Below are 22477 nucleotides of genomic sequence, written 5' to 3'. Positions count from 1 at the left end.
GTTAATTAAAAGTAATATTTCATTATTTATGGTCTAGCAAGTAAAACTTGTGCATGTTTAGTCACTTTTTCAATTTTTGCGACCAAAGTCACCGCTTGTTTAGGCCTATTTCATCAGTATACTGGCTGTAATCTTGCACTACCTAGCAGCAAATGAACTCATTTCATAACAATAATAAATACATTTTAAGGATAATAAATGAAGCACTTCGAAGCGAACTTTGATGGACTTGTCGGTCCAACCCACAATTATGCAGGTTTATCTTTTGGTAATGTAGCCTCATATAGTAACGCTGCGCAAGCTTCAAATCCAAAGTCTGCAGCTAAGCAAGGATTGAAAAAAGCTAAAGCCTTAGCAGATTTAGGCATGGTACAAGGGGTTTTAGCTCCTCAAGAACGTCCTGATTTATATTCTCTTCGTCGTATGGGGTTTGCTGGTTCTGATGCTGAAGTGTTAAATCAAGCTGCTAAGCACGCACCTGCATTATTGAATGCATGTTGCAGCGCATCTTCTATGTGGACGGCGAATGCTGCTACGGTTTCTCCAAGTGCTGATACGCGAGACGGTAAAGTGCATTTTACCCCTGCAAACTTAGTCGATAAGCTTCACCGTAGCATCGAGCCTCTCACAACGGGTAATATCCTTAAAGCCACTTTTAAAGACGAACGATTTTTTAAACATCATCTACATTTACCTGAGCATGCAAGTTTTGGGGATGAAGGTGCGGCTAACCATACACGCCTTTGTAACGAATACGGTCATTCAGGTGTAGAACTTTTCGTCTATGGACAAGAAGCTACCAACCCTAGTGCTGCTAAACCAACAAAGTTTCCTGCAAGACAAACATTAGAAGCTTCGCAAGCTGTTGCTCGTTTGCATCAACTAGATGAAGAAAGCAGCGTCTTTATGCAGCAAAATCCCAATGTCATTGATCAAGGAGTGTTTCATAATGATGTCATTTCAGTGGGTAACCAAAATGTATTGTTCTACCATGAGCAGGCATTTCTGAATACTGAAGCTAAGTTTGAAGAAATTCGTCGTAAAATAAATACCGATGTCCACTTTATAAAAGTAGCAACAGAACAAGTGTCAATTAATGATGCAGTAAAAAGCTACTTATTTAATACTCAAATCATCACATTACCAAATGGTGAGATGGCAATTATTGCCCCAACAAACTGCCAGGAAAACCCAGCAGTATTTGCTTACCTAAATGAATTAGTTACGTTAGGTACACCAATTAAGCAAGTTCAATACTATGATGTGAAGCAAAGCATGCAAAATGGTGGCGGCCCAGCTTGCCTTCGTTTACGTGTAGCAATGAGTGAATTAGAAATTTCAGCTGTAAATCAAAACACCTTAATGAATGATGCATTATTTAATCGATTAAATGTCTGGGTAGACAAGCATTACCGTGACAGTCTTGAGGTAAAAGATTTAGCGGATCCACAACTTATTCTTGAGTCACGTACAGCATTGGATGAACTGACACAGATATTGAAACTGGGTAGTGTTTACCAGTTCCAAAAATAATGTCGATAGATTTAACAGATAATCATCAGTAATTTGATCCATTTTAAATCTAGAAATAAAAATGCCGCTCATTGAGCGGCATTTTTTATAGCAAGATTTTTCCTATCCGTTATCTAATACACTAACGGTATAGGTCACTGCATCTCCAAATAATGTTTGTACCGTTATAGATAATAAACCTGAGGTTTTCTGGTTTGCACTGCTTTCACGGCTTACTGTAAATGCATACAATAATGGTTTATTCGAAGTATTGTTGCCTATTGTATAAGACGTTGTTGCTGTAGCTAAATCACCATTCTCTGTTTGCGCAGTAATAGTTGTGCCATTAGCTAAGGTATTATTATTAACATCTGAAACAAATAAATAAATAGTTTTCGATGAAAGTCCAATATCAACAGGTGGAACACTTGTATCAAATACAGATCTTAAATCAATATCTGTAACAGGTGTAATATTACCAGCGTCATCAATATCAACTAAACGTCCGTAAGGTACAGAACCAGACATAACAATAGGCATGTTTCTGAAAACATTTAATTGAGACTGAGTATTGTTAATACCTGTTTGAGAACAACTCGATTCTGAACCAGCTGCACAAAGTAAGCCGGTATAAAGTCCGTCAGCTAAGTTGAAAGTTTGATCATTATTGTAATCGATAAACTCTTCTTCAATAGCGCCCAATGGTAATGGTGTAATTACTGAGTCGCGATAACTACCATCTTCATTATGATCAAAGAATGCTTCAGATAAATCAGTCCAATCTTCACCAGTATCAAATAAACCATTACCATTTAAGTCAACAAAACTTTCTTCTCCAATAGCGTAAGCTGTAATTGTTGAACGTCCTGGACGAGGCTCTGGAATGATAGAACTAGAACCATCTGTATAACCAGCCATTGTCGCGCCGGTACACGGAGGAAGAGAGCTACCATTAAATGTAACTGGGCAGACAACAGTAGTATCATCAAATGGTCTAGGATTTGAGCTTGTCCAAGTCACAGAGCAAGTACCAGTGTTAGAAACAGTAGTACAACTCCCTTCTAAATCTCCTTGACCAATATTGCCACCTTCTGTTCTAAAGTGGACCACTGTCCCTTCTGGTACTGGGTTATTAAAATGGTCTGCTGCGCGAATTGTAACAGTACTGGTTTCACCATCATGATTCCAACCTTCTACATTCAATACTGAAGCTGAAAGTGAAAAGCTATTATAATCTGATAAACCAGTAGTAACTGTGAGACTATCGGATACATTTGAAACAGGTAAACTAGTTGGGTCACTCTCGTCTTGCCATACAGCAAAAACTTTTACTGGAGTTGCTACATAGCCAGACCGAACTGTAACAGATACATCACCATTAGCATCAGTGTAAGCTACCGCATACTTATTAGCCTCTGTGATATCTGAAGGGTATTCCGCATCCCCAACTTTAGGCATGTTAGGACAATTTTCAAAATCTTCTGCAATTGGTGCTGGAGATAGCACCATACCACCAAGCTCGGTACTTAATTCAAAACATACTCTCTGAGAAGCTGCAGCCTGCCCTATTTCATTTAATAACTTAAATGATACTTGAGATGTTTCAGAGCGAGCACCTGCTTCAGCTAGTCCGCCAGATCCTTTTATAGCTAATTTAGTTGGAGATGCTTCTATGAATTGAATAGCACCGACTTCAATAGTATCAATTGATACGTCAGTAGTAGATGTAACCGTTGATGCACCAGTTATAGCGGAAACGGTTATTGTATCAGTACCTTGACAATTTATACTTCTATAAGTTGCAAACCCTTTACCGGCATTGGTTACAACAGGTGAATCAATAAGAGCATTGCCTGCTGACATACATTGAGATGAAAACTCTAATGTAAATGGTTGTGTAGTTTCTATATTACCGTCAGGGTCAAGAACTGTAACTTCTATGACAGTTGAACCACCAGCAGGAATTGTTCCAGTACCAATATAGGTAGTAACTTCTAAATCAATATCAACTCTACCTATCTCAAAAGCTTTTGATGATGTGACTTGTTTTACTTTTAATGAGACCTCACCAGCACCAACTGCGCCATCAGAATATAAGTCAAGTATTGCCTTACCATCAGCATCTGTAATTGCGGTTGCAGAAGCAGGGCTAATGGCACCTAATGTTGTACCTGCACTAACCAATACTTGTTTTAATGGTTGATTAGAACCCTCTAAAGTCACTACAGCGCCTAAAATGCCAGGCCTTTGATTTGTTATATTGTCAGTGATCGTACAAACTTCGAAATTCTTAAGCGACTTATCAAATGAAGCCGCATCGTTACAATCATAAATATCAAAAGTGATACTCGGTTCAGCAGCTACAGGATCAATGTCATCACCTGCAGTTTCGAAACCGATACTTGCTTCAGACGAACCAAATGAAGCAGTTAAGGTTGCCGCCCCTTCGATGGTACCAGCAGTAATTAAAATCTCAGCCTTACCAGAAGTGTCAGTAAGTGCAGTTCCAGAATTCGGTAAAAAGTCACCTAATGTACTACTAAAAGTAATCACTTTATTTACTAGAGGCGCACCATCACTGTCATTTAGAAAGACCTGAGCTCTGCCTGGAAACTCCTGACTAACGAAATTGGTTTGATTACCTCCAGAGTCTACTAACAAAACAACTAAATCATTAACTTCGCCATCTCCACCTTCTGCATCACCAGCGACACTAAAGCTAAAACTTTCTGAAATCACATCATTACCTAATGCGAACTCAGCTGTTAAAGTACCAGCCCCCTTAATATCACCAGTAAGCAAAGTGACTGCTGCAACACCATTGGAACCTGTCAATGCATTACCAGATGTTGGATTGACAATTCCCTCACCATCAACCATAAAACTGATAGGTTCAAAAGCAACTGGTTCACCTAGTTTAGTCAATGTTGCTAAAGCGGTTCCTGGAGTACTTTGGCTTATATCCCTTAACTCAGTATTTGCAGAATCTTCAACAGTTAATAAGATTTCATATTCATCAATTGGGTCAACAACTGAAACATCTCCCAACGTTGTAAACCCAATAGTTTCGATTGATTCGCCAATTTCAACAGTAACTTCGTCTGCACCGGCAACAGTACCTGCCGTTAAAGAAATTTTTGCGACACCATTTTCATCAGTGATTGAAGTTCCAGTTGTAGGGTTTAACACCCCCAAACCTAACTTAGTTGAAAATGTAGCTAACTCACCTGTTATAGCGTTGCCTTGAACATCTAAATATGTTGCATGAATTTCCCCTGGAACAGCATCACTTATTTCATTGATAACATTACCAGAAGCATCAACCAGCGATATTGATAGTGTGTTAGAGCCTGTAGTCGTTCCATCACCTTTCATTGTGACAGCTAGCGAAACTGATTCACCACTTTCAATAGTTGCACTCACACTTCCTGAACCAGCAATATTGGCAGAAAATATACTAATAGTGGCAACACCAGATGAATTAGTTACTGCTGTAGCAGTTTCATTACTGAAAGTACCTAATTCAGCATTATTTAATGCAAAAGTGACTAATTCCCCACTTACAGCCCCATTTGTAGAGCTAGTAACGGTTGCAGTTAATACTGCTCCGGTTGTCGCATCAATTTCTACATCTGATTCAACCGATGACGATAACTCTATTGAAATAGTTTCAACTGGATCTGTCCCCCCGCCACCATCATCAGTAATGCTTCCCCCACCACTACAAGCAAAAAGAAAAATTGAACTTAAAAGCGCTAAAAATAGTCTTTGTGCTGACCTCATTGTCAGTCTCCCTGTTACATTAAAATCGTACTTAAGATTTATAATAGTTACTTATAACGTTATATTACACAAAAATCTGGTAACTTTTTCGTTACTCTACTGTTTTATTCGGCATTTTTCCTTAAAAACTTTAACTTTTATACCATTTCATAAGATTTATTTTCCTGCTAGGCTTTAAAAGATAAAAAATAAAAATCATCAAAAATCGATGATTGAGATTGGAAGGAAGTAGTTTTGAATAAAAATAGTAAGCTTGGTTTAACAAGCAAGATCCTAATAGGTATGGGTGCGGGTATTCTTCTCGGATTGATATTAAGAAACCTATTCCCAGAAAGCCTATTTATAAAAGATTATATTACTGAAGGCGCATTAAATGTCGTTGGTACTATATTTATTTCAAGTTTGCAGATGCTGGTTGTACCATTAGTATTTGTTTCACTTGTCTGCGGAACCTGTTCCTTAAGCGACCCATCAAAACTAGGACGTCTAGGCGGTAAGACAATCGCTTTTTATATGTTCACCACCGCAATTGCACTAACTGTTTCTATTTTGTTAGCCATCATTGTTCATCCAGGTAATGCATCACTAGCAGCTTCAGCAATGGAGTTTAGTGTCAATGATGCTCCTAGCCTTGCTGAAGTCGTCATTAATATTGTTCCTACGAACCCTATCGCAGCAATGAGCCAAGGTAACATGCTGCAAATTATCATATTTGCCGTCATCTTTGGTTTTGCTATTTCTCATATTGGTGAACGTGGTGCTCGTGTTTCTGCTTTGTTCAATGACTTAAATGAAGTCATCATGAGAGTGGTTACTTTGGTAATGCAACTAGCGCCTTATGGTGTGTTTGCATTAATGGCAAAGTTAAGTTTAACTCTTGGGCTAGAAACTTTAGGCAGTGTGGTTCAGTACTTCTTCTTAGTCATTTTTGTATTGTTGGTACAAGCACTAGTCGTTTACCCAACTTTATTGAAAACATTTACGGGCCTAAATCCGTTCATGTTCTTGCGTAAGATGCGTGATGTACAACTATTTGCATTCAGTACTGCAAGTTCAAATGCAACGTTACCTGTCACCATTGAAACTTGTGAACACCGTTTAGGTGCTGACAATAAAGTCGCGTCATTCACCCTACCATTAGGTGCAACCATCAACATGGATGGCACCGCTATCATGCAAGGTGTTGCAACAGTATTCATTGCCCAGGTATTTGGTATTGAATTAGGTCTAATGGACTATGCCTTAGTGGTTGTAACAGCAACGTTAGCCTCTATCGGTACAGCTGGTGTTCCAGGAGTTGGTTTAATCATGCTTGCCATGGTACTAAACCAAGTAGGTCTGCCAGTAGAAGGTATTGCACTTATTATCGGTGTTGACCGTCTATTAGATATGATACGTACAGCAGTTAACGTTACTGGTGACTCAGTTGCGACTGTTGTCATTGCGAAATCTGAAGGTGAATTTAACGAAGAAACCTTTAATGATTCACAAGCTGGTAAGGTGGGTTCAAGCTTCGAAGAACAAGTTAAAAATGCCTAAGTTTTAAGGCACGTTTATGTAGCTTAAATTTAAAAGGCGCCTTATTGGCGCCTTTTTCATTAATCAGATAATCTAGACGAGCCTATAATATTACTAATAATATTTACTCAACATTTTTTACTCAACATTATTTAATCAACAATAATCGGAAACAAAATGGACTTTGCTTTACTCTCAACTCTTGCCGTTATTCATTGTCTTGCACTAATTAGTCCAGGTCCTGATTTTGCGATTATTGTAAAAACCTCCACACAACAAAACCGTCAAACGGCCTTAATGTGTGCAATAGGAATAAGTGTAGCAATACTGATTCATAGCTTATTGTCTTTGCTAGGTATTAGCTTGATGATCCAACAATCTGAGATTGCTTACCTTGCAGTTCAAATTATTGGAGTAAGTTATCTTGCTTATATGGGGTTTGGCGCAATACGTTCAGTTTTAACATCGAATGATCTTCAGCCTATAAAAGACCATACTGAAGAAAGCCTAACGGTTAAAACACAAAAAGCTGAAAAACCAGTAACGAGTCAGTATCACCAACTAATCAAACCCGTTAAAGGTTTCCAACTAGGTCTTTATACCAATCTACTTAATCCTAAAGCGCTGATATTTTTTATCACCATTTTTACAGTTTTAGTCACTCCACAAGTGACAATTGAAACTAAAATAGCTGCTGCTAGCTTGCTATTTGCATTATCACTAATCTGGTTTTGCTTTCTCGCCATAATATTAACTAAACCCGTAATACAACAAAGAATGGCTAAAGGCAGCAAAGCAATTGATGCAGTAACAGGTGTCATATTCATGGGTGTTGCTATCACCATTTTAATCAATTTAATAAATGAGCAGCTTATCGGCTAAGTAATTTCGAATTAGTGACTTTTTTAATGAGCTACTTGTAGAATTAGTGACTTGTCGAAAAAGTCATTAACCATTACAGTCAGTAACAGTTAAGTATTAATAAGTTATTGTGTATTACCGACTGATGTAAAAAGCCAAGCTGTTAATGTTTGAGCATGAACACTCTCCTTTAATAAGCACTTACATCAATGTCATTTTCGTTTCACCTATATACACCAACTAGAGTATTGCTATGAGAATTTTGGTCATTGAAGACGATCCTATTTTATCCCACCACCTAAATGTTCAGTTATCTGAGTTAGGTAACCAAGTTCAAGTTGCATTAACTGCCAAAGAAGGCTTTTATCAAGCAACTAACTATCCTATTGATATCGCGATTGTCGATTTAGGCTTGCCCGACAAAGACGGGATGACCTTAATATCAGATATCCGTAATGCAGATGTAAAAGCACCTATTCTCATTTTAACTGCCCGCGTTAACTGGCAAGATAAAGTCGAAGGTTTAAACGCTGGCGCAGACGACTATTTAGTGAAACCTTTTCAAAAAGAAGAGTTAGTGGCTCGACTTGATGCTCTCGTCAGAAGAAGTGCTGGATTCGTAAAGCCTACAATTAGCAGTGGTACACTTCAGCTCGACTTAGCAGCTAAGCAAGTCAGTTTAAATGATGAAAATATGGAAGTGACTGCGTTCGAGTACCTTATTTTGGAATATTTGATGCGCCATTGTCATGAAGTTGTCGCTAAGCAAAGATTACTCGACGTTGTTTATGGTGACAAAGAAGGTGACCCCAATACTATTGAAGTTATGGTCAGTCGCATTCGCAAAAAGCTCAGCAACGGTGGAATTGACAACCCTATTGCGACCATTCGTGGCCAAGGATATAAGTTTAACTTACCATGCAGCTAAATTTTAAGCCCAAAAAACGTCTATTAACTCGGATGTTCATAACTTCACTCAGTATCATTGCACTGGTGGGGTTTGGGCTTGCGTGGTCGGTTACCATCCTACACGCACAAAATAGTTATAATAAAGAAACCTCACAGCTCATTGCTGAAATGCCGCAAATTGCTGCTGAATTGCGAGAATATGACCTTATTCCTGCTGACAATAATTGGCTCAATGAAAATAATAAGCAAAAAAGCTATATGATGGCGAGCTGCACGCAAGCCTTTGACGAGGTTTGGGTTTCCACACTTGCAAGACAAAGTGGTCTTAACAATATCTGTCAGCGATTTGATTCAATTGCAGACACAAGCCCTCCCTATTACTTAACAATGTCAGATGAAAAGTCCTACTTTGCTTATTTACTGCCTGTAGAGCTTAATCAAACTCAATATAATATGGTGGTTTTGAAAGATGCTGACTCTGTCGAAAACGAATTCAAGCGTTTTAAAAAGCTCACCTATCTTCGCCTTGCCGTAGTGATGTTACTTGCCTTTATTCTACTTATTAGCGCGGCTTACTGGGGCATGCGCCCAATGACAAGATTAAAAAGTGAATTACAAGCCATAGGAGACGGTAAAAAAGAATCGCTTTCTGACGGCTACCCTCAAGAGCTAGAAGGGGTTACTCAAGCACTCAATCAATTACTAGTTCAATCAAGCGATCAGCAGGAACGTTACCAAAATGCGATGAACGACTTAGCCCATAGTCTTAAAACACGATTGGCTGCTGTTCATGCGATAACAGATGACAAGTCACTTACTAAAGCTGATGCCAGTGAGAAAATTATGCAGCAAGTGGGTCAAATGGATCAGCTGGTTAAATATCAATTGAAACGCGCTCTTGTGGGCCGCCAAGGCTTAGTTCACGAACAAACTTCTGTAAGGCCGATGATTGATCAGCTATCTCAGATGTTATTTAAAATTTACCATGAAAAAGGGATTAAGTTTACCGCCAATGTTGAACCACAGATCAGCTTCCCTATCAATAAGGGTGATCTAATGGAGCTGTGTGGTAATTTGATGGAGAACGCTTTCAGGTTATCTATCAGCGAAGTGATTATTTCAGCTCACATTGATCAGGATGGCAATGCTGTACTCATTGTTGAAGATGATGGACCTGGGGTCGAAGATGACATTAAAGAACGGATAATACAGCGAGGAGTGCGAGCGGATACTCAATCACCGGGGCAAGGCATTGGACTTGCCGTCTGTAATGAGATCGTGAGTAGCTATCATGGTTTACTTTCAATCACTGAGAGTCACTTGCAAGGGGCAAAATTCACAATAAAAATCCCGCCTCAATAAACTGAACTACTTCTATTAATAGATAAAGTTAAGCTCTTATTAATAGATAAAGTTAAGCTCTTATTAATAGATAAAGTTAAGCTCTTATTAATAGATAAAGTTAAGCTCTCTAAATTGGATATGTTATAAAGCGAGGAGCTATCTCCTCGCTTTAAATTTTATGGATGAGTTAAAACGTTAACTTGTTTTGGCCCTACCTAATTGGGGCGTATAACTGCTCAGCTTTATTAAACATAATCCACGAAGTCGCAATATATTTATCACTACTTTTTGGCATATTGCCACGATGAGTATGAGTAAAGCCTGCAGGGGCAATGACCATAGTGCCTTTTTGGGGTTTTACTGATTTACCTTGATAATAAAACTCAGTTTCGCCGCCTTGTTCAACATCATTTAAATAGTACATATATAACACGACTCGATGCAGCGCTTCGTGAGACCCCATTTGTGGAAAGTTTTCAGAATGCCAGTGCGGATAACCACCTACACCTTGTAAATACTTCTGTAAATTAACCGAACCACTTCGATACAAATACTTAGTTAGCGCTTCAGCCCTTGGTTCTCCAAGGGTATTAAAGTTATCAGGATTAAGAGTAACTGGATTTCCCTGTTCATCAGACACGCTAACTGACACAGCTCCCATTAACGCCATAGGATATTGTTTAAAATAATTTGCAGCGTGTTTTAAAGTAACTTGAAGTAATTCATTTTTAATCGAAGTTAAGTCACTATAATTATCCAATGTTAAATCAAGGCTTTGTTTTTTACTTTTATCAACTCCTTGACCCGTTTTTCCTTCAATCACACCTTCATGTTGCTCGAAAGTTGTTATCAACCTGTCACATAAATCATTCGTAATTGCATTGGGAATGACTTCAATAAAATCCATATTAAATCAGCACTTTTCTATAATGTAATGATAATATGCTGCCATGGAATGGATAAATTGGCAAAAGCTGGTTATTTATCATTCACAATTCTAATAACAAAAGTGACTTTAAGTATTTGTTTTAACCTATGAAAAATTCTGTAAAAGTTTCTATCAATCAAATTCAAGTGGGCAACTTTATTCGCCTACCAGTTTCATGGAAGGACCACCCTTTCCTTTTCAGTAATTTTAAAGTTAAAACCCAATCACAAATTGAGCTAATTAAAAGCCTTGGGATAGATCAGGTCTTTTACGATACTGAACGAAGTGACAGTGAATTACTCGAGCCCGATACTACCTCTGATAAAACACCGCCTGTTGATGACGATAGTTTAGACAAATTAAAACTTGAAATGGATCAATATAAACATGACCAAATCGAGTCACAGAAAAAACTCCGTCGCAGTATCAAAAAGACTGAGCAACAATTTGAACGCTCTTTATCAATGATGCGCTCAACTGTCTCTAAACTGGGCAGCCGTCCACTAAACTCCGTTAATGACGCTAAAGACTTGATTAGCTCAATGACCAATATGCTGCTTAACTCAGATGATTTAGTCCTTCATTTAATGTCTGATGCCAAACCTGGCGACTTAATTTATCACCATTCTTTAAACGTATCAGTCATGTGTATGATGCTAGGTAAAAGCCTTGAATGGAGTCGTGAAGACATTGAATTAATTGGATTAGGCGCATTATTTCATGACGTTGGAAAACTCAAAATTCCCAAAAACATTCTTAATAAGCAAGTCCAGCTTACCAAGCCAGAACAAAACTTAATTAGGCAACATCCTTTGATGAGTCTTAACTTCCTTAAGCTCGCAGATACCTTTCCTGAGCAAGCGAAACCTATGATCGCTAATCATCATGAGTTTATTGATGGTTCAGGCTATCCAAAAGGCCTAAAAGGGGAAGAATTGGATAAGTTTTCTCAGTTAATCACTGTAGTAAACGAATATGATGATTTATGTAATGGCACAAAAGGCTCTAAAGCCAAAACGCCGTATGCATCTTTGGGGATTATCTACAAAAATTATAAGCAAAAGCTGAATAGCGAATACGTTGGCAAATTGATTAAAACCATCGGTATTTATCCACCAGGTAGTGTCATTGAGTTATCCAGTGGTCAATTTGGTATGGTAATGTCAGTGAACCTTAATAAAATTTTATTCCCGCAAATCATGCTATATGATCCGCTCGTGCCAAAAGAGCAAGCACCTATCATCGATATAGAGCGGGAAGAAATCAGTATTGTGCGCTGCTTACCAATTTCTGCCTTACCTGAAAATATATTTAAATATTTAAACCCAAGAGAGCGGATAAGTTACGGTATTGGTCAGCCTTAATCTCTTATAAAATCATTACAAAAAAACCATTAATAGATTAGCTATTAATGGTTTTTTGTTTTCAAAAGCGGCTCAACACAAAGTTATAACCAGCCTTTACGTTTAAAGAATAAATAAGTACCACCGGCACTAGCAAGCATCAAACCAATAGCCATAGGGTAACCAAACCGCCAATCTAATTCTGGCATATTAGCAAAGTTCATCCCGTAACTACTGGCAATTACTGTTGGTGGTAAAAATACAACAGCTGCAACCGAGAAGATCTTAATGATCTTAGTTTGCTGTATACCACTAAAGCCCATTGCCGCATCCAATAAGAAATTTAATTTATCGAAAATAAACTGGCTATGGGGCATTAGCGATTCAATATCCGATAACATTTCACGTAAATCTTTAATGTTTTCTTCAGATAAATGATCGCGATAATAACGCTGAATGTAACGTAACGAACGCTGTGTATCGAGCAAACTCAAACGAATCTTACCGTTTGAGTCTTCTTGTAAAGTGATCATTTTAAAGACTTCATCCAGCTCTTCATCATCAAACACTTTTTCACTTACACTATCTAAGACAGAATAAACATCTTCAATTAAATCAGATAGGTAATCGACTTTTAAATGGAACAACTCGAGCATTAACCCTTGGGGAGTTGTTGCATCTAAACGGCCTAAACGTAAATAGTTGCGCAGTAAGCGGATTAAACCAACATCGTCTTCGCGAATGGTGAGTAAAAAATCTTTTCTCAAGTTAAACGAAACGTTAATGCCCCGAACATCTGAACCCACTCGCTGCGGGAATAAAGAGTTAATGTGTAAGCCATCTTTACTTTGGAAAAAACGTGCTGAAGCTTCAATTTCGTTAATATCTTCTTCTTCGGGAACTTCTTCTACCGAAAATCGACTTAACCATTCCCTTTCATCATCATTGGGTTTGAACATGTCTAACCATAATGTTTGTTCGGGTATACTGTCTTGAACATTAAGCTCGTGAACAGTTAACTTACGATCTTTATAAACATAGGCAGTAATCATGATTCCCCCAGCGTGGTCACTAAAAGGTGTCCACCAGCAATTAACTATATAAAACAGGCAAAATTTTTGGGCTAGTGTACTAAAATAATTTAATAAAAAAATGTTTAAATGTAATTACGAGTAAATAAGCTCACAAATGTACTCAAATCGTTTAATACATATAAAAAGTGCAAAAAAAAGCGCCCAAACGGACGCTTTAATTTAAATATGATGCTTTATTCACCTTTTAGACGGCGGTCTAATTGGTCTTTTAAATTCGCTGGCACACCTTTAATTAATAAGGTGTCAGAAATAGGATCGTAGATAACGCGTTCACCTAAATGACCACCATCAAAACTTAATGTCACTCCACCACCAGTGCCCGAAAACTTCTTTAACGTTCGTAAACTGGCTTTATCTGCAGGAAACTCTTCATCAAGCTCGTAAGTGCCACCACAAGCAAAGTCATAGAATGAATCCATACCAGAATCAGCTAACTCATCAGCTAAATCCTTAACTTCAATATCGCCACCTTCATCGGCACGTTCACTACAATAATCAAATACTTTGTCGCGACATTGCTGACGCTCATCTTTAGTTAACTCACTGCTAGCAACAAAGTCTTCAACGGCATTCATTAACGTTTTATTCTGAGCTTTGGTGTTAACACCTTCAACACAACCCATAAAGTCTAAAAAGAAATCTGCGACTTTACGACCCGCGCGGCCACGTACAAATGAAATGTATTTGCGGGATTCTTTATCTGCTTGCCACTCTGTCAAATCAATGCGGGCAGCCAATTGAACATTTGTTAAGTCCAGATGATTGTTTTGCGACAGCTCCATATCATCAAGTACAGTCATAGATGGTTTGGCATTTAATAATGCCACAAACAAATAATCACTTGTCATGCTGGTATAGCATGACATTAATAAAAAACCACCTTGGCTAAAGTCATACTTTGCTAACTCTTCTTGAAGTAGCTTACTGGCTGCACTACTGAACTCGACAAAACCAAGCTCGCCACTACGATATTCATTTAAGGCATTTGAAAAAGCTGGATTTGCTTCTCCATCTTCGCCATGAGTACCAAAAAAGCCAAAACCTTTACCCGCTTTACCAGTATATGTTTGATGTAACTCTTCCAACATAGACTCAACAGCATTACTGTTTAACAGTGGTTGAGGTCTTAGACGACAGCTTAACTGCCCCTGACTGTCTTGTGAGATTTCATGGATAATTGCTTGTTCGATATTGATGCTCATAAGCCCTAACTGATCTGTTTTGATGGAAGCGAAATAGCGCTCAATATCATAACAGAGAGTTTTAAAAAGTCTCAAAAAATCTTATTAAAATCGTGCAGCAACATTTAAATATAACGATTTAAACCTTAGTTAAACCCTAGTTAAACGATTCATTTAAAACCTCACCATAAATTTAGTTAAAGCCCTGAGATTTGATGTAATTTTAGCCATGATAAACTTGCAGCAACCACGCTTGAAATCCGATATAATGACGGGCTAATTCATTACTTTTTGAACTTTTCTGATTATGGCTATCCAATCTAAATATACCAATACCCAAGTTGAAGCGTTAATTACTGAGCTTTTAGCAGTACTAAACAAGCATCAAGCACCAACTGACTTAAGCCTTATGGTATTAGGCAACTGTGTTTCACACTTACTTGAAAACAAAGTACCAAGTGAATCTCGTCAAGCTGTAGCTGAACAGTTCGCTAAAGCTTTAGCACAATCTGTTAAAGCCGACTAAATAAGTAAAGTCATTTAAATTGTTCAAAGGTATGCTATTTTTAAGTTTAATTTTTGACACAATTATTTTGATTCCAGATAGGATTAGGAAAACGATACCGCATGGTTGAGCGTAAGAAACAAATGACTCGTGACAAAGTGTCACGCCTTGTTAACTGGGGACACTGGTTTGCCTTCTTTAATGGCTTTTTAGCCATGATAGTGGGCGCCCGATATTTATCGAGTGTCGGTTACCCTGAAACCATTATTGGTTGGGGCTACCTTGCCATTAGCACTATTGGTCATTTTAGTTTTTTAGCCTTTATTGTATATGTCGTCTTTCTTTTTCCTGTCACCTTGTTATTACCATACTCAAAAATACTCCGTGGCTATGCAGCGCTTGTCGCCACACTCGGCCTGTGTATTTTACTGTATGACACCATTATCTTTGATGACTATGGCATTCACTTAAGTCCATTTGCATTTGATCTCGCTTGGACAGATCTTAACGCCTTGCTTAAAAGCACGTCATACATAGCCACACCTACGGCAATTATATTAATCGAGTTGACTGCTGCTAACTTTATTTGGAAAAGAATCGAAAAGTTAGAAAAGAAGCAACTGGGTAATAAAGCCATTGCGTTCGTCGGCATTTGTTTTGTTAGTAGTCATTTAGTTCATATTTGGGCTGATGCATCAGACGTCACACAGATTACTCGCTTTGATGACACCTACCCTCTGTCTTATCCAGCCACTGCACGCTCGTTTATGGAAAGTCACGGTATTGAAGGCACAAATATTGAAGATAACCGTTACCAAACCAAATCAAGACAACTCAGTTATCCGGTATTGCCTTTGCAATGTAAGGCACCTTCTTCAACAAAAAGCCAACCGAATATTTTGATTGTCTCGGTTGATGGATTAAGAGCGGATATGGTGAATGAACTCACCATGCCTTTTTTAACTCAATATCAATTAGACAATAAACAGTTCACCGACCACTTTAGTGGTGGCAATCAGTTTAAAACCGGAATGTTTGCACTCTTTTATGGCTTACAAGGCAATTATGGTGATAGGAAAGAGTTTTATCACACGCCGCCTGTGATGACTGTAGCGCTGGATGAAGCTGGTTATCAACAAGCTATTTTCCTGCCAGAAGATAATCAAAGAGTCTTTGAGAACCGTTCAATATTTGATGGGCTTTTTGTTTTTACTAATAGTAGTGAAGAAGGCAGTGCCCAGACAGATATGAAAAATGTGCAGCAATTTATTAGCTGGAGTGCTGAGCAAGAGTCTCATTGGTTCTCGATGGTAAACCTATCTGCACCGAAACATTACGACACCCCTATTGGCTTTTTAGGGATCGAAACGGTGAAGCCTCATATCGATGTAAAGCCAGCTCAAAAGGTACTATATAACCAATATCGACAATCTTTGTTTTTTATTGATCAGCAGTTACAGCAACTTTTCAACCATGTTGATGATGATACCGTTGTGATGATTACGGGTACCCACGGACAAATATTTAGCAGTAACCCTTCCGAGGTTAATCAAAACTTGTCACCTGGTAATGTCAAAGTTCCTTTTGTGATGCATTGGCCAAAAACAATCTCGGACACGGTAAGTTACCGCACGAGCCATTACGGTGTTGTACCAACCATCATGAGCCAAGTATTACATTGTAACAATGCAAGTACCGACTACAGCTCAGGTTACAGCTTACTTCAGCCGAGTGAGCAAAGCTGGGTATATATCGGTGACAGCCGGACTTTTGCTATATACCAAGATGCAGAAATCACCGTATTAGATCGCCATGGCAAATACCGAATATATGATATTGAGTATAAAAAACGACTTAAGCAAAAGTTGAGCGCTCCAGAGCTAATACAAGTTATGCGTGAAGGTCGAAGACTGTACAATCAATAACGGCAACTGCAATTAATGTTTAAATAACAATCAAATGAAGGTGTTTTTCAGTAAATCTATTGCCTGAAAAATACCTTATTGTTAGTCTATGCAGCGTAAGATTCTGCTCGGGATATGGCCTAGTCCGGTAAGGCGCTTGTCTGGGGGACAAGAGATCACAGGTTCAAATCCTGTTATCCCGACCAATTCTTATTTCCCATTGATTAACCCTTTTCTGCTCATGCCGCTCTATCACTCTTATTGTTCAATTCTTTCTAATCTTAATTTAACTATATAGCTTTCGTTCATTTTTCAACTTTTCAGTTTTTGATCTCTATCACTTAAAGACCAAACAAAAATCAACTTATGTGAGATATGCAATAGAACCATAACTCCTCAATACGCTATATTGCTGCATCTTAAATACATGAATGACAGCTAAATGGGTTGAAGGAAGGTAACAATGTGGTGGCGTATTATTCTTATTTCTATGGCTTACGTACTGCTAGGTGCTCATTTTTTACGATTTGGCCAAATGCCACTGGCCATCACCTGCGTAATGCTTCCTATACTTCTGCTCCTTAAAAATAATTTGATCACACGCGTGATTCAAATGGGATTGATATTGGCGACAGTAACCGTATGGGGCCCAGCAACTTATCAATATATTGACTTAAGGATCACTATGCATGAGCCTTGGTATTTATTAGCAACCATCATGGGAAGTGTCATTCTATTTAGTTTTTTCGCCAGTTATTGTATGAATGGCTTGGTTAATCCACCAAGAGATAAAAACTGCTTATTCAGATAACCAGATCATGGCCAATAAAATTACACAAAAAAGCCGAGTTAAACTCGGCTTTTTGATGTTTATCTCACAGTGATAAATTCTGCGCTCTAGCTAACTTATCCCTAAAAAGGTATTCACAATACTGAAGTAAATCCACATACCTGAAATATCAACAATTGAGGCTAATAACGGGCTTACCAGTACCGCGGGATCTAATTTGCAGGCTCTGGCGATAATGGGCAACACGCCCCCCAGAGTCGTAGATATCGTAATTTGAATGAATAATGCAGCCGCTACCGCGCAGGCGATAAGCTCTAGATTAAAACCACCTGTAGACATACCATCACTGAAAAACAAAATCCTACCAATAATAACTAGCGCAATCACGAAGCCAATAATTAATGCAACCCTTGCCTCTTTCCACAAAACAGATAACCACTGACGCTTCTTAAGTTCTCCGGTGGCTAACGCTCTAATGACTAACGTAGCGGCTTGAGCCCCGGTATTACCGCCGGCAGCAGCAATCACTGGCATATAAATAGCCAATAACATTAACTGGCTAAGCGTATCTTCGTAACTGGCAATAATTAAACCAGATACAATACCTAACAAGGCTAAACCGATAATCCAACCTATTCTTTGTTGTACGTGTGCCAAAACCCCCGTATTTAAATATCCTTTATGAGGCTCAACTTCTGAAAGAATAATCCCCAACTGATGTGCAAAGTGTCTTGCTCTAACATCTTCGCCAATGATGTCTAATTCCGCGATCAATTTTTGGACATGAACAACTGAGCACTCACCGAGAATAATGACTGCATCTTCGATAGGCATTGACGTTAATAATGCGACTTGTTTATCTTGAGTGTATTGATGAAACACTTCTTTGGTTGTGATGAATTCTTTATCCGTTTCAGGAATAGAATCATAAGCTAAAGCTTTATTCATTAGCTTCATGGGATCTCTCTCTATCTTGCAAAGCTTAACCGACCAAGTATAAATGCGGCAGGTTTTATTAATCAGCTATCATTAAATGAGTGCGCTAATCATTTTTGAATACAAATGTATTGTGTTGTTGGGTAGAGAATTGGGAGAAAAATAAAAATAACAGAGTAGTGAAATGCAATCTGAGCCGCTGCAGGGCTAGACAATAATTGACAGGCCGACAGTAGTTTATTTTTCTCCCTTTCTACTAGGAGGATAATCGGTCGTTTTCATTGTCATTTCCAAATAAGACTGGTTATTCCAGCGCCGCGCAATATATCAAAGGCTTGCAGCTTTGAAAAAGATAATCTCTCAGGAAAAGCTAAAAATAACAAAGATATGACACAAAGTTAAAGTGAGCAAAAAGAAGCGGTTGAGCCAACCACTTATTGATAACAAAAAACAAATCAACGTATCGGCGCCAGGTAAAAGTATAACAATCTGTATTAGCGGCGATTATCAATAATTGACACAGTTATGCAGATTTAAACAACCACTGCTTGATGGCCTTTCTTCTAAACCAAAGTAACAAAACGAACACGCCAATATAGATGCTTGGTTCGATAATTTCAGATTTAACCGACCAATAAAAGTGTACAGGAGCTAACAATGCCATTAAATAAATCCAATTATGTAATGACTGCCATCCCTTACCCATCTTACGCTTAACCGCTTGAAAAGAAGTTAATGCCAATAAGCTAGCAATAATAAAGCTTGCTGCGCCGACTAATATATAAGGCCTTTTAATAATTTCCTCAAATAAGAATCCCCAGGCAAACAGTAAGTCTAAACTGATAAAAGCGGCGATATGCAGGCTAGCATAAGCAAATACATATAAACCGACTAGCCTTCTCGTTTGCAACAACAAACCTTGCTTAAATCGTTTTGCTATTGGGGATATCAGTAGCGTCACCACTAATGCATTAATCGCCCCCATGCCCGTATAATGAATAATATATTGCACGGGATCGCCACCGGCGTTATCAGTCAATACCATTGCGACTAAGTAAATAATCGGGCTCAAAAAACTTAAATGTAATAAGCCTTTAAGCCAGAATAAACCTCTAGGTGTTAAGCGCTTCAATAGTACTTCCTTAAATCTAGGTTTTTATATAAATCCGCCACCTGCTCTCCATAGCCATTAAACATCTGGGTAGGAATTCGTTTAGCCGAAAATAAGCCACCCTCGCCAATGCTTCGCTCAGATGCCTGAGACCATCTTGGATGATCCACCTGCGGATTGACGTTGGCATAAAAACCATACTCATGGGGTGCTAATTGATTCCAGCTGGTTGGTGGCTGCTTGTCTGTCACTCGAATTTTAACCACAGATTTAATGCTTTTAAAACCGTATTTCCACGGTAATACCAACCTGACTGGAGCACCGTTTTGTGGTGGTAAAGTTTTACCGTAGAGGCCAACCGCTAAAAATGGTAGCTCATTCATCGCTTCATTAATGGTTAAGCCTTCAACATAAGGATAATGAATACCTCCGCCCATTAAACGGTTTTTTTGCCCAGGCATTTGGTCAGGATCAAATAAGGTTTCAAAAGCAACATGGGTTGCCTTATTAGAAACTCCAGCCATTGTTAATAGCTCTGCTAATGAGAAACCAATCCAAGGCACAACCATTGACCAAGCTTCAACACAGCGTAAGCGGTATACACGTTCTTCAAGATCAAACTTGGTCGTTAAATCATTTAAATCAAGAGTCAAAGGCTTGTCTACTAACCCTTCAATTCTTAATTCCCACGGATTAACTTGAAACTGCTGGGCATTTTCAAATGGGTCTTGTTTGCTGGTACCAAATTCGTAGAAATTGTTATGGCGAGTAATTTTATCCTCAGGAGTTAAGCGGTCACTAATCTGAAATTGACTTGGCTTACTGTAATCAAGGCCTTGAACAGCAAATGCTGGCTTTTCTTCACTTCCAAATAAATCAAATAAACCCGCTTGAACTTGACCAGGTAAACTGGCACCTAATGCCCCTAATCCGAGTGCTTTAACAATGTTACGTCTGTCGCTGAATACACTTTCGGGGGTCACCTCATTGTCTTTGAGTGACCATGACGGTTTATTGATAATCCCTTTAGTAAAGCCTTTTTTAGATACCATGAATCACTCCTTGCTGCTCACTTAGAACAAAATTAACCGCTTCGATAAACTATAAGACAGTTTAATACGGATATAAATTTCAAAAAGTTTAGCTTTTGAGTTTATTAATTAAGCGCTTAAGTATTAAATCCCCTTTTACTCCCTTGCGCCTGCACAAGTGGCATGAGAATCTTAAGCATCATTTTCAGCAGGTCGAAATCATGACGCTTCCCACTTCTTTATCTATCGCCGAAATCATCGCATTATCCGCTGCAGCCTTTCTAGGCTTACTGATTGGCGCCTTACTTAACCAAAGATTAACCCGTCAGCGCTGGGAACAACACAGAGACAAAATTGCTGATGAAATGAGTCAATTACAATCTGACTTAGAGATCAAACAAGCCCTATTACAACAGCAAATTGATGAGAAAGAAGACGCGTTGCTTAAGACCCGCGAAAGAGCTGAATTACTCATTGCTCAGTTATCCAAATTAGAAGCTCAAGCCGAGCGTATTCCTCAATTAGAGCAAACCTTAGCTGACGGCCAGCGTAAGTTTATGGAAACTCAACTGGCCCTATCAAAATCTAACGCCATGCAGCAAAGTATTCAAGCTCAAGCAAATACTGAAAAAGCAGCGCTCAATGATAAAATTGCATTGCTTGAAAGTGCAGAAGAAAGATTAAAACTGCAATTTGAAAACTTGGCTAACCGCATTTTTGAAGAACGAAGTGAAAACTTTAAGCAGCAAAACGTCACTCAAATAGATGGCGTCCTTGGTCCGCTTAAGCAGCAACTAGAAGGATTTAGACAGCAAATACGCGAATCCTATACTCAAGAGCAAACTGAGCGTAGCGCATTAAAACACCAGCTTGACCATCTTAAAGACCTTAATCTTAAGATGAGCCAAGATGCGATTAACTTAACCAAAGCCCTTAAAGGTGATAATAAGCAACAAGGTAATTGGGGCGAAGTTATCCTAGAGCGAGTATTGCAAGAAAGTGGCCTGCGAGAAGGTCATGAATACGATACTCAGCAAGATTTAAAAGATGAACAAGGTAAACGCTTTAAGCCAGACGTGATTGTTCACCTTCCTGAGCAAAAAGATGTGGTTATCGATGCAAAAATGTCACTAGTGGCATACGAGCGCTTTTTTAATAGCGACGATGAAATCGTGCAGCAGCAGGCCATTAAAGAATTAGCATTGTCTATTCGACAACACATTAAAGGTTTAAGCCACAAAGATTATCACAAGTTACATGGTCTAAAGAGTCTCGATTATGTGTTGATGTTTATCCCAATTGAGCCTGCTTTTTTACTCGCACTTGAATCTGACCCAGCTTTAGTCAGTTTTGCTCTCGATCATAATATTATGTTAGTCAGCCCAACCAACTTATTGGTCGCACTGCGCACCATTAATAATATTTGGCGCTACGAATATCAAAATCAAAACGCCCAAAGCATTGCTGCTCAAGCGGCTAAAATTTATGACAAACTGTGTGGCTATGTTGAAGATATGGATAAATTAGGCAGAGCACTAGAAACAGCTGATAAAACATATCAGCAAGCAATGAGCAAACTGTCACAGGGTAAAGGTAACCTGATAAGACAGGCTCATAACATGCAAAAACTAGGCGTGGAAACCAGCAAAAACTTAGACCCGCAACTTATCAACAAAGCATTAGATGACTCAAAAGAGCACTAATCAATTATAAGTAACCAAATGAGC

Annotated in this window: 17 protein-coding genes and 1 tRNA gene; 11 read left to right on the top strand and 7 right to left on the bottom strand. The window is 38.6% G+C overall.

Annotation, left to right across the window (positions count from 1 at the left end; translation table 11 throughout):
* Positions 1-198 precede the first annotated feature (198 nt).
* Positions 199-1533 carry an N-succinylarginine dihydrolase gene (gene astB / locus FNZ24_RS06660; RefSeq protein WP_153913717.1) on the top strand — a complete coding sequence of 445 codons (1335 nt, stop codon included), beginning with the start codon at positions 199-201 and terminating at the stop codon, positions 1531-1533.
* A 102-nt stretch (positions 1534-1635) separates the two neighbouring features.
* Here astB and FNZ24_RS06655 read toward each other — a convergent pair whose 3' ends face one another.
* Positions 1636-5295 carry an invasin gene (locus FNZ24_RS06655; protein ID WP_153913716.1) on the bottom strand — a complete coding sequence of 1220 codons (3660 nt, stop codon included), beginning with the start codon at positions 5293-5295 and terminating at the stop codon, positions 1636-1638.
* A 234-nt stretch (positions 5296-5529) separates the two neighbouring features.
* Here FNZ24_RS06655 and FNZ24_RS06650 point away from each other — a divergent pair, with 234 nt between their 5' ends.
* The 4 genes from FNZ24_RS06650 to FNZ24_RS06635 all read left to right on the top strand — a co-directional run bounded on the left by FNZ24_RS06650 (position 5530) and on the right by FNZ24_RS06635 (position 9945).
* Positions 5530-6834 (top strand): dicarboxylate/amino acid:cation symporter, encoded by a 1305-nt coding sequence (locus FNZ24_RS06650; protein WP_153913715.1) that lies wholly within the window; start codon positions 5530-5532, stop codon positions 6832-6834.
* 156 nt (positions 6835-6990) lie between these two features.
* On the top strand, positions 6991-7695 hold the full coding sequence (locus FNZ24_RS06645; RefSeq protein WP_153913714.1) for a LysE family translocator: 705 nt from the start codon (positions 6991-6993) through the stop codon (positions 7693-7695).
* A 232-nt stretch (positions 7696-7927) separates the two neighbouring features.
* Positions 7928-8602 carry a response regulator gene (locus FNZ24_RS06640; RefSeq protein WP_153913713.1) on the top strand — a complete coding sequence of 225 codons (675 nt, stop codon included), beginning with the start codon at positions 7928-7930 and terminating at the stop codon, positions 8600-8602.
* Positions 8593-9945 carry an ATP-binding protein gene (locus tag FNZ24_RS06635; protein ID WP_153913712.1) on the top strand — a complete coding sequence of 451 codons (1353 nt, stop codon included), beginning with the start codon at positions 8593-8595 and terminating at the stop codon, positions 9943-9945. The genes FNZ24_RS06640 and FNZ24_RS06635 overlap by 10 nt, the downstream gene beginning before the upstream one ends.
* A gap of 193 nt (positions 9946-10138) precedes the next feature.
* On the opposite strand, the gene FNZ24_RS06630 is transcribed toward FNZ24_RS06635, so the two are convergent.
* Positions 10139-10834, bottom strand: a complete 696-nt coding sequence (locus FNZ24_RS06630) for a 2OG-Fe(II) oxygenase (protein ID WP_153913711.1) — start codon at positions 10832-10834, stop codon at positions 10139-10141.
* Between the two features lie 128 nt (positions 10835-10962).
* Here FNZ24_RS06630 and FNZ24_RS06625 point away from each other — a divergent pair, with 128 nt between their 5' ends.
* On the top strand, positions 10963-12219 hold the full coding sequence (locus tag FNZ24_RS06625; RefSeq protein ID WP_153913710.1) for an HD-GYP domain-containing protein: 1257 nt from the start codon (positions 10963-10965) through the stop codon (positions 12217-12219).
* Positions 12220-12302: 83 nt separating this feature from the next.
* Here the strand turns inward: FNZ24_RS06625 and corA are convergent, their stop codons facing one another.
* Together corA and yejK are read right to left on the bottom strand one after the other, a co-directional pair.
* Positions 12303-13250, bottom strand: a complete 948-nt coding sequence (gene corA / locus FNZ24_RS06620) for a magnesium/cobalt transporter CorA (RefSeq protein ID WP_153913709.1) — start codon at positions 13248-13250, stop codon at positions 12303-12305.
* 215 nt (positions 13251-13465) lie between these two features.
* Positions 13466-14494 (bottom strand): nucleoid-associated protein YejK, encoded by a 1029-nt coding sequence (gene yejK / locus FNZ24_RS06615; protein WP_153913708.1) that lies wholly within the window; start codon positions 14492-14494, stop codon positions 13466-13468.
* Positions 14495-14780: 286 nt separating this feature from the next.
* Between yejK and FNZ24_RS06610 the strand changes: the two genes are divergently transcribed.
* The 4 genes from FNZ24_RS06610 (at position 14781) to FNZ24_RS06595 (ending at position 17693) form a co-directional block, all read left to right on the top strand.
* Positions 14781-14999 carry a YejL family protein gene (locus FNZ24_RS06610; protein WP_102528342.1) on the top strand — a complete coding sequence of 73 codons (219 nt, stop codon included), beginning with the start codon at positions 14781-14783 and terminating at the stop codon, positions 14997-14999.
* 101 nt (positions 15000-15100) lie between these two features.
* On the top strand, positions 15101-16903 hold the full coding sequence (locus tag FNZ24_RS06605; protein WP_153913707.1) for a DUF3413 domain-containing protein: 1803 nt from the start codon (positions 15101-15103) through the stop codon (positions 16901-16903).
* A gap of 108 nt (positions 16904-17011) precedes the next feature.
* Positions 17012-17088 (top strand) — tRNA-Pro (locus tag FNZ24_RS06600).
* A gap of 257 nt (positions 17089-17345) precedes the next feature.
* Entirely contained in the window at positions 17346-17693 is a 348-nt protein-coding gene (locus FNZ24_RS06595; protein ID WP_153913706.1) for a hypothetical protein, read from the top strand.
* Positions 17694-17783: 90 nt separating this feature from the next.
* On the opposite strand, the gene FNZ24_RS06590 is transcribed toward FNZ24_RS06595, so the two are convergent.
* From FNZ24_RS06590 to msrP, 3 genes are all read right to left on the bottom strand, one after another.
* Complete coding sequence (locus tag FNZ24_RS06590; protein ID WP_153913704.1) at positions 17784-18629, bottom strand: magnesium transporter; 846 nt, start codon at positions 18627-18629, stop codon at positions 17784-17786.
* A 502-nt stretch (positions 18630-19131) separates the two neighbouring features.
* Positions 19132-19740 carry a protein-methionine-sulfoxide reductase heme-binding subunit MsrQ gene (msrQ, locus tag FNZ24_RS06585; RefSeq protein WP_153913701.1) on the bottom strand — a complete coding sequence of 203 codons (609 nt, stop codon included), beginning with the start codon at positions 19738-19740 and terminating at the stop codon, positions 19132-19134.
* Complete coding sequence (msrP, locus tag FNZ24_RS06580; protein WP_153913699.1) at positions 19737-20771, bottom strand: protein-methionine-sulfoxide reductase catalytic subunit MsrP; 1035 nt, start codon at positions 20769-20771, stop codon at positions 19737-19739. Before msrP ends, msrQ begins: the two co-directional genes overlap by 4 nt.
* Positions 20772-20971: 200 nt before the next feature.
* Here msrP and rmuC point away from each other — a divergent pair, with 200 nt between their 5' ends.
* Positions 20972-22453: a DNA recombination protein RmuC gene (gene rmuC, locus FNZ24_RS06575; protein ID WP_153913698.1), complete on the top strand. Its 1482-nt coding sequence runs from the start codon at positions 20972-20974 to the stop codon at positions 22451-22453.
* The last annotated feature ends 24 nt before the right edge of the window (positions 22454-22477 follow it).

The sequence above is a fragment of the Shewanella sp. TC10 genome (assembly GCF_009663145.1).
Taxonomy (GTDB): domain Bacteria; phylum Pseudomonadota; class Gammaproteobacteria; order Enterobacterales; family Shewanellaceae; genus Shewanella.
Note: the sequence above shows the minus strand (reverse complement) of the source record. Positions and strands in the feature narration are given on the sequence as shown.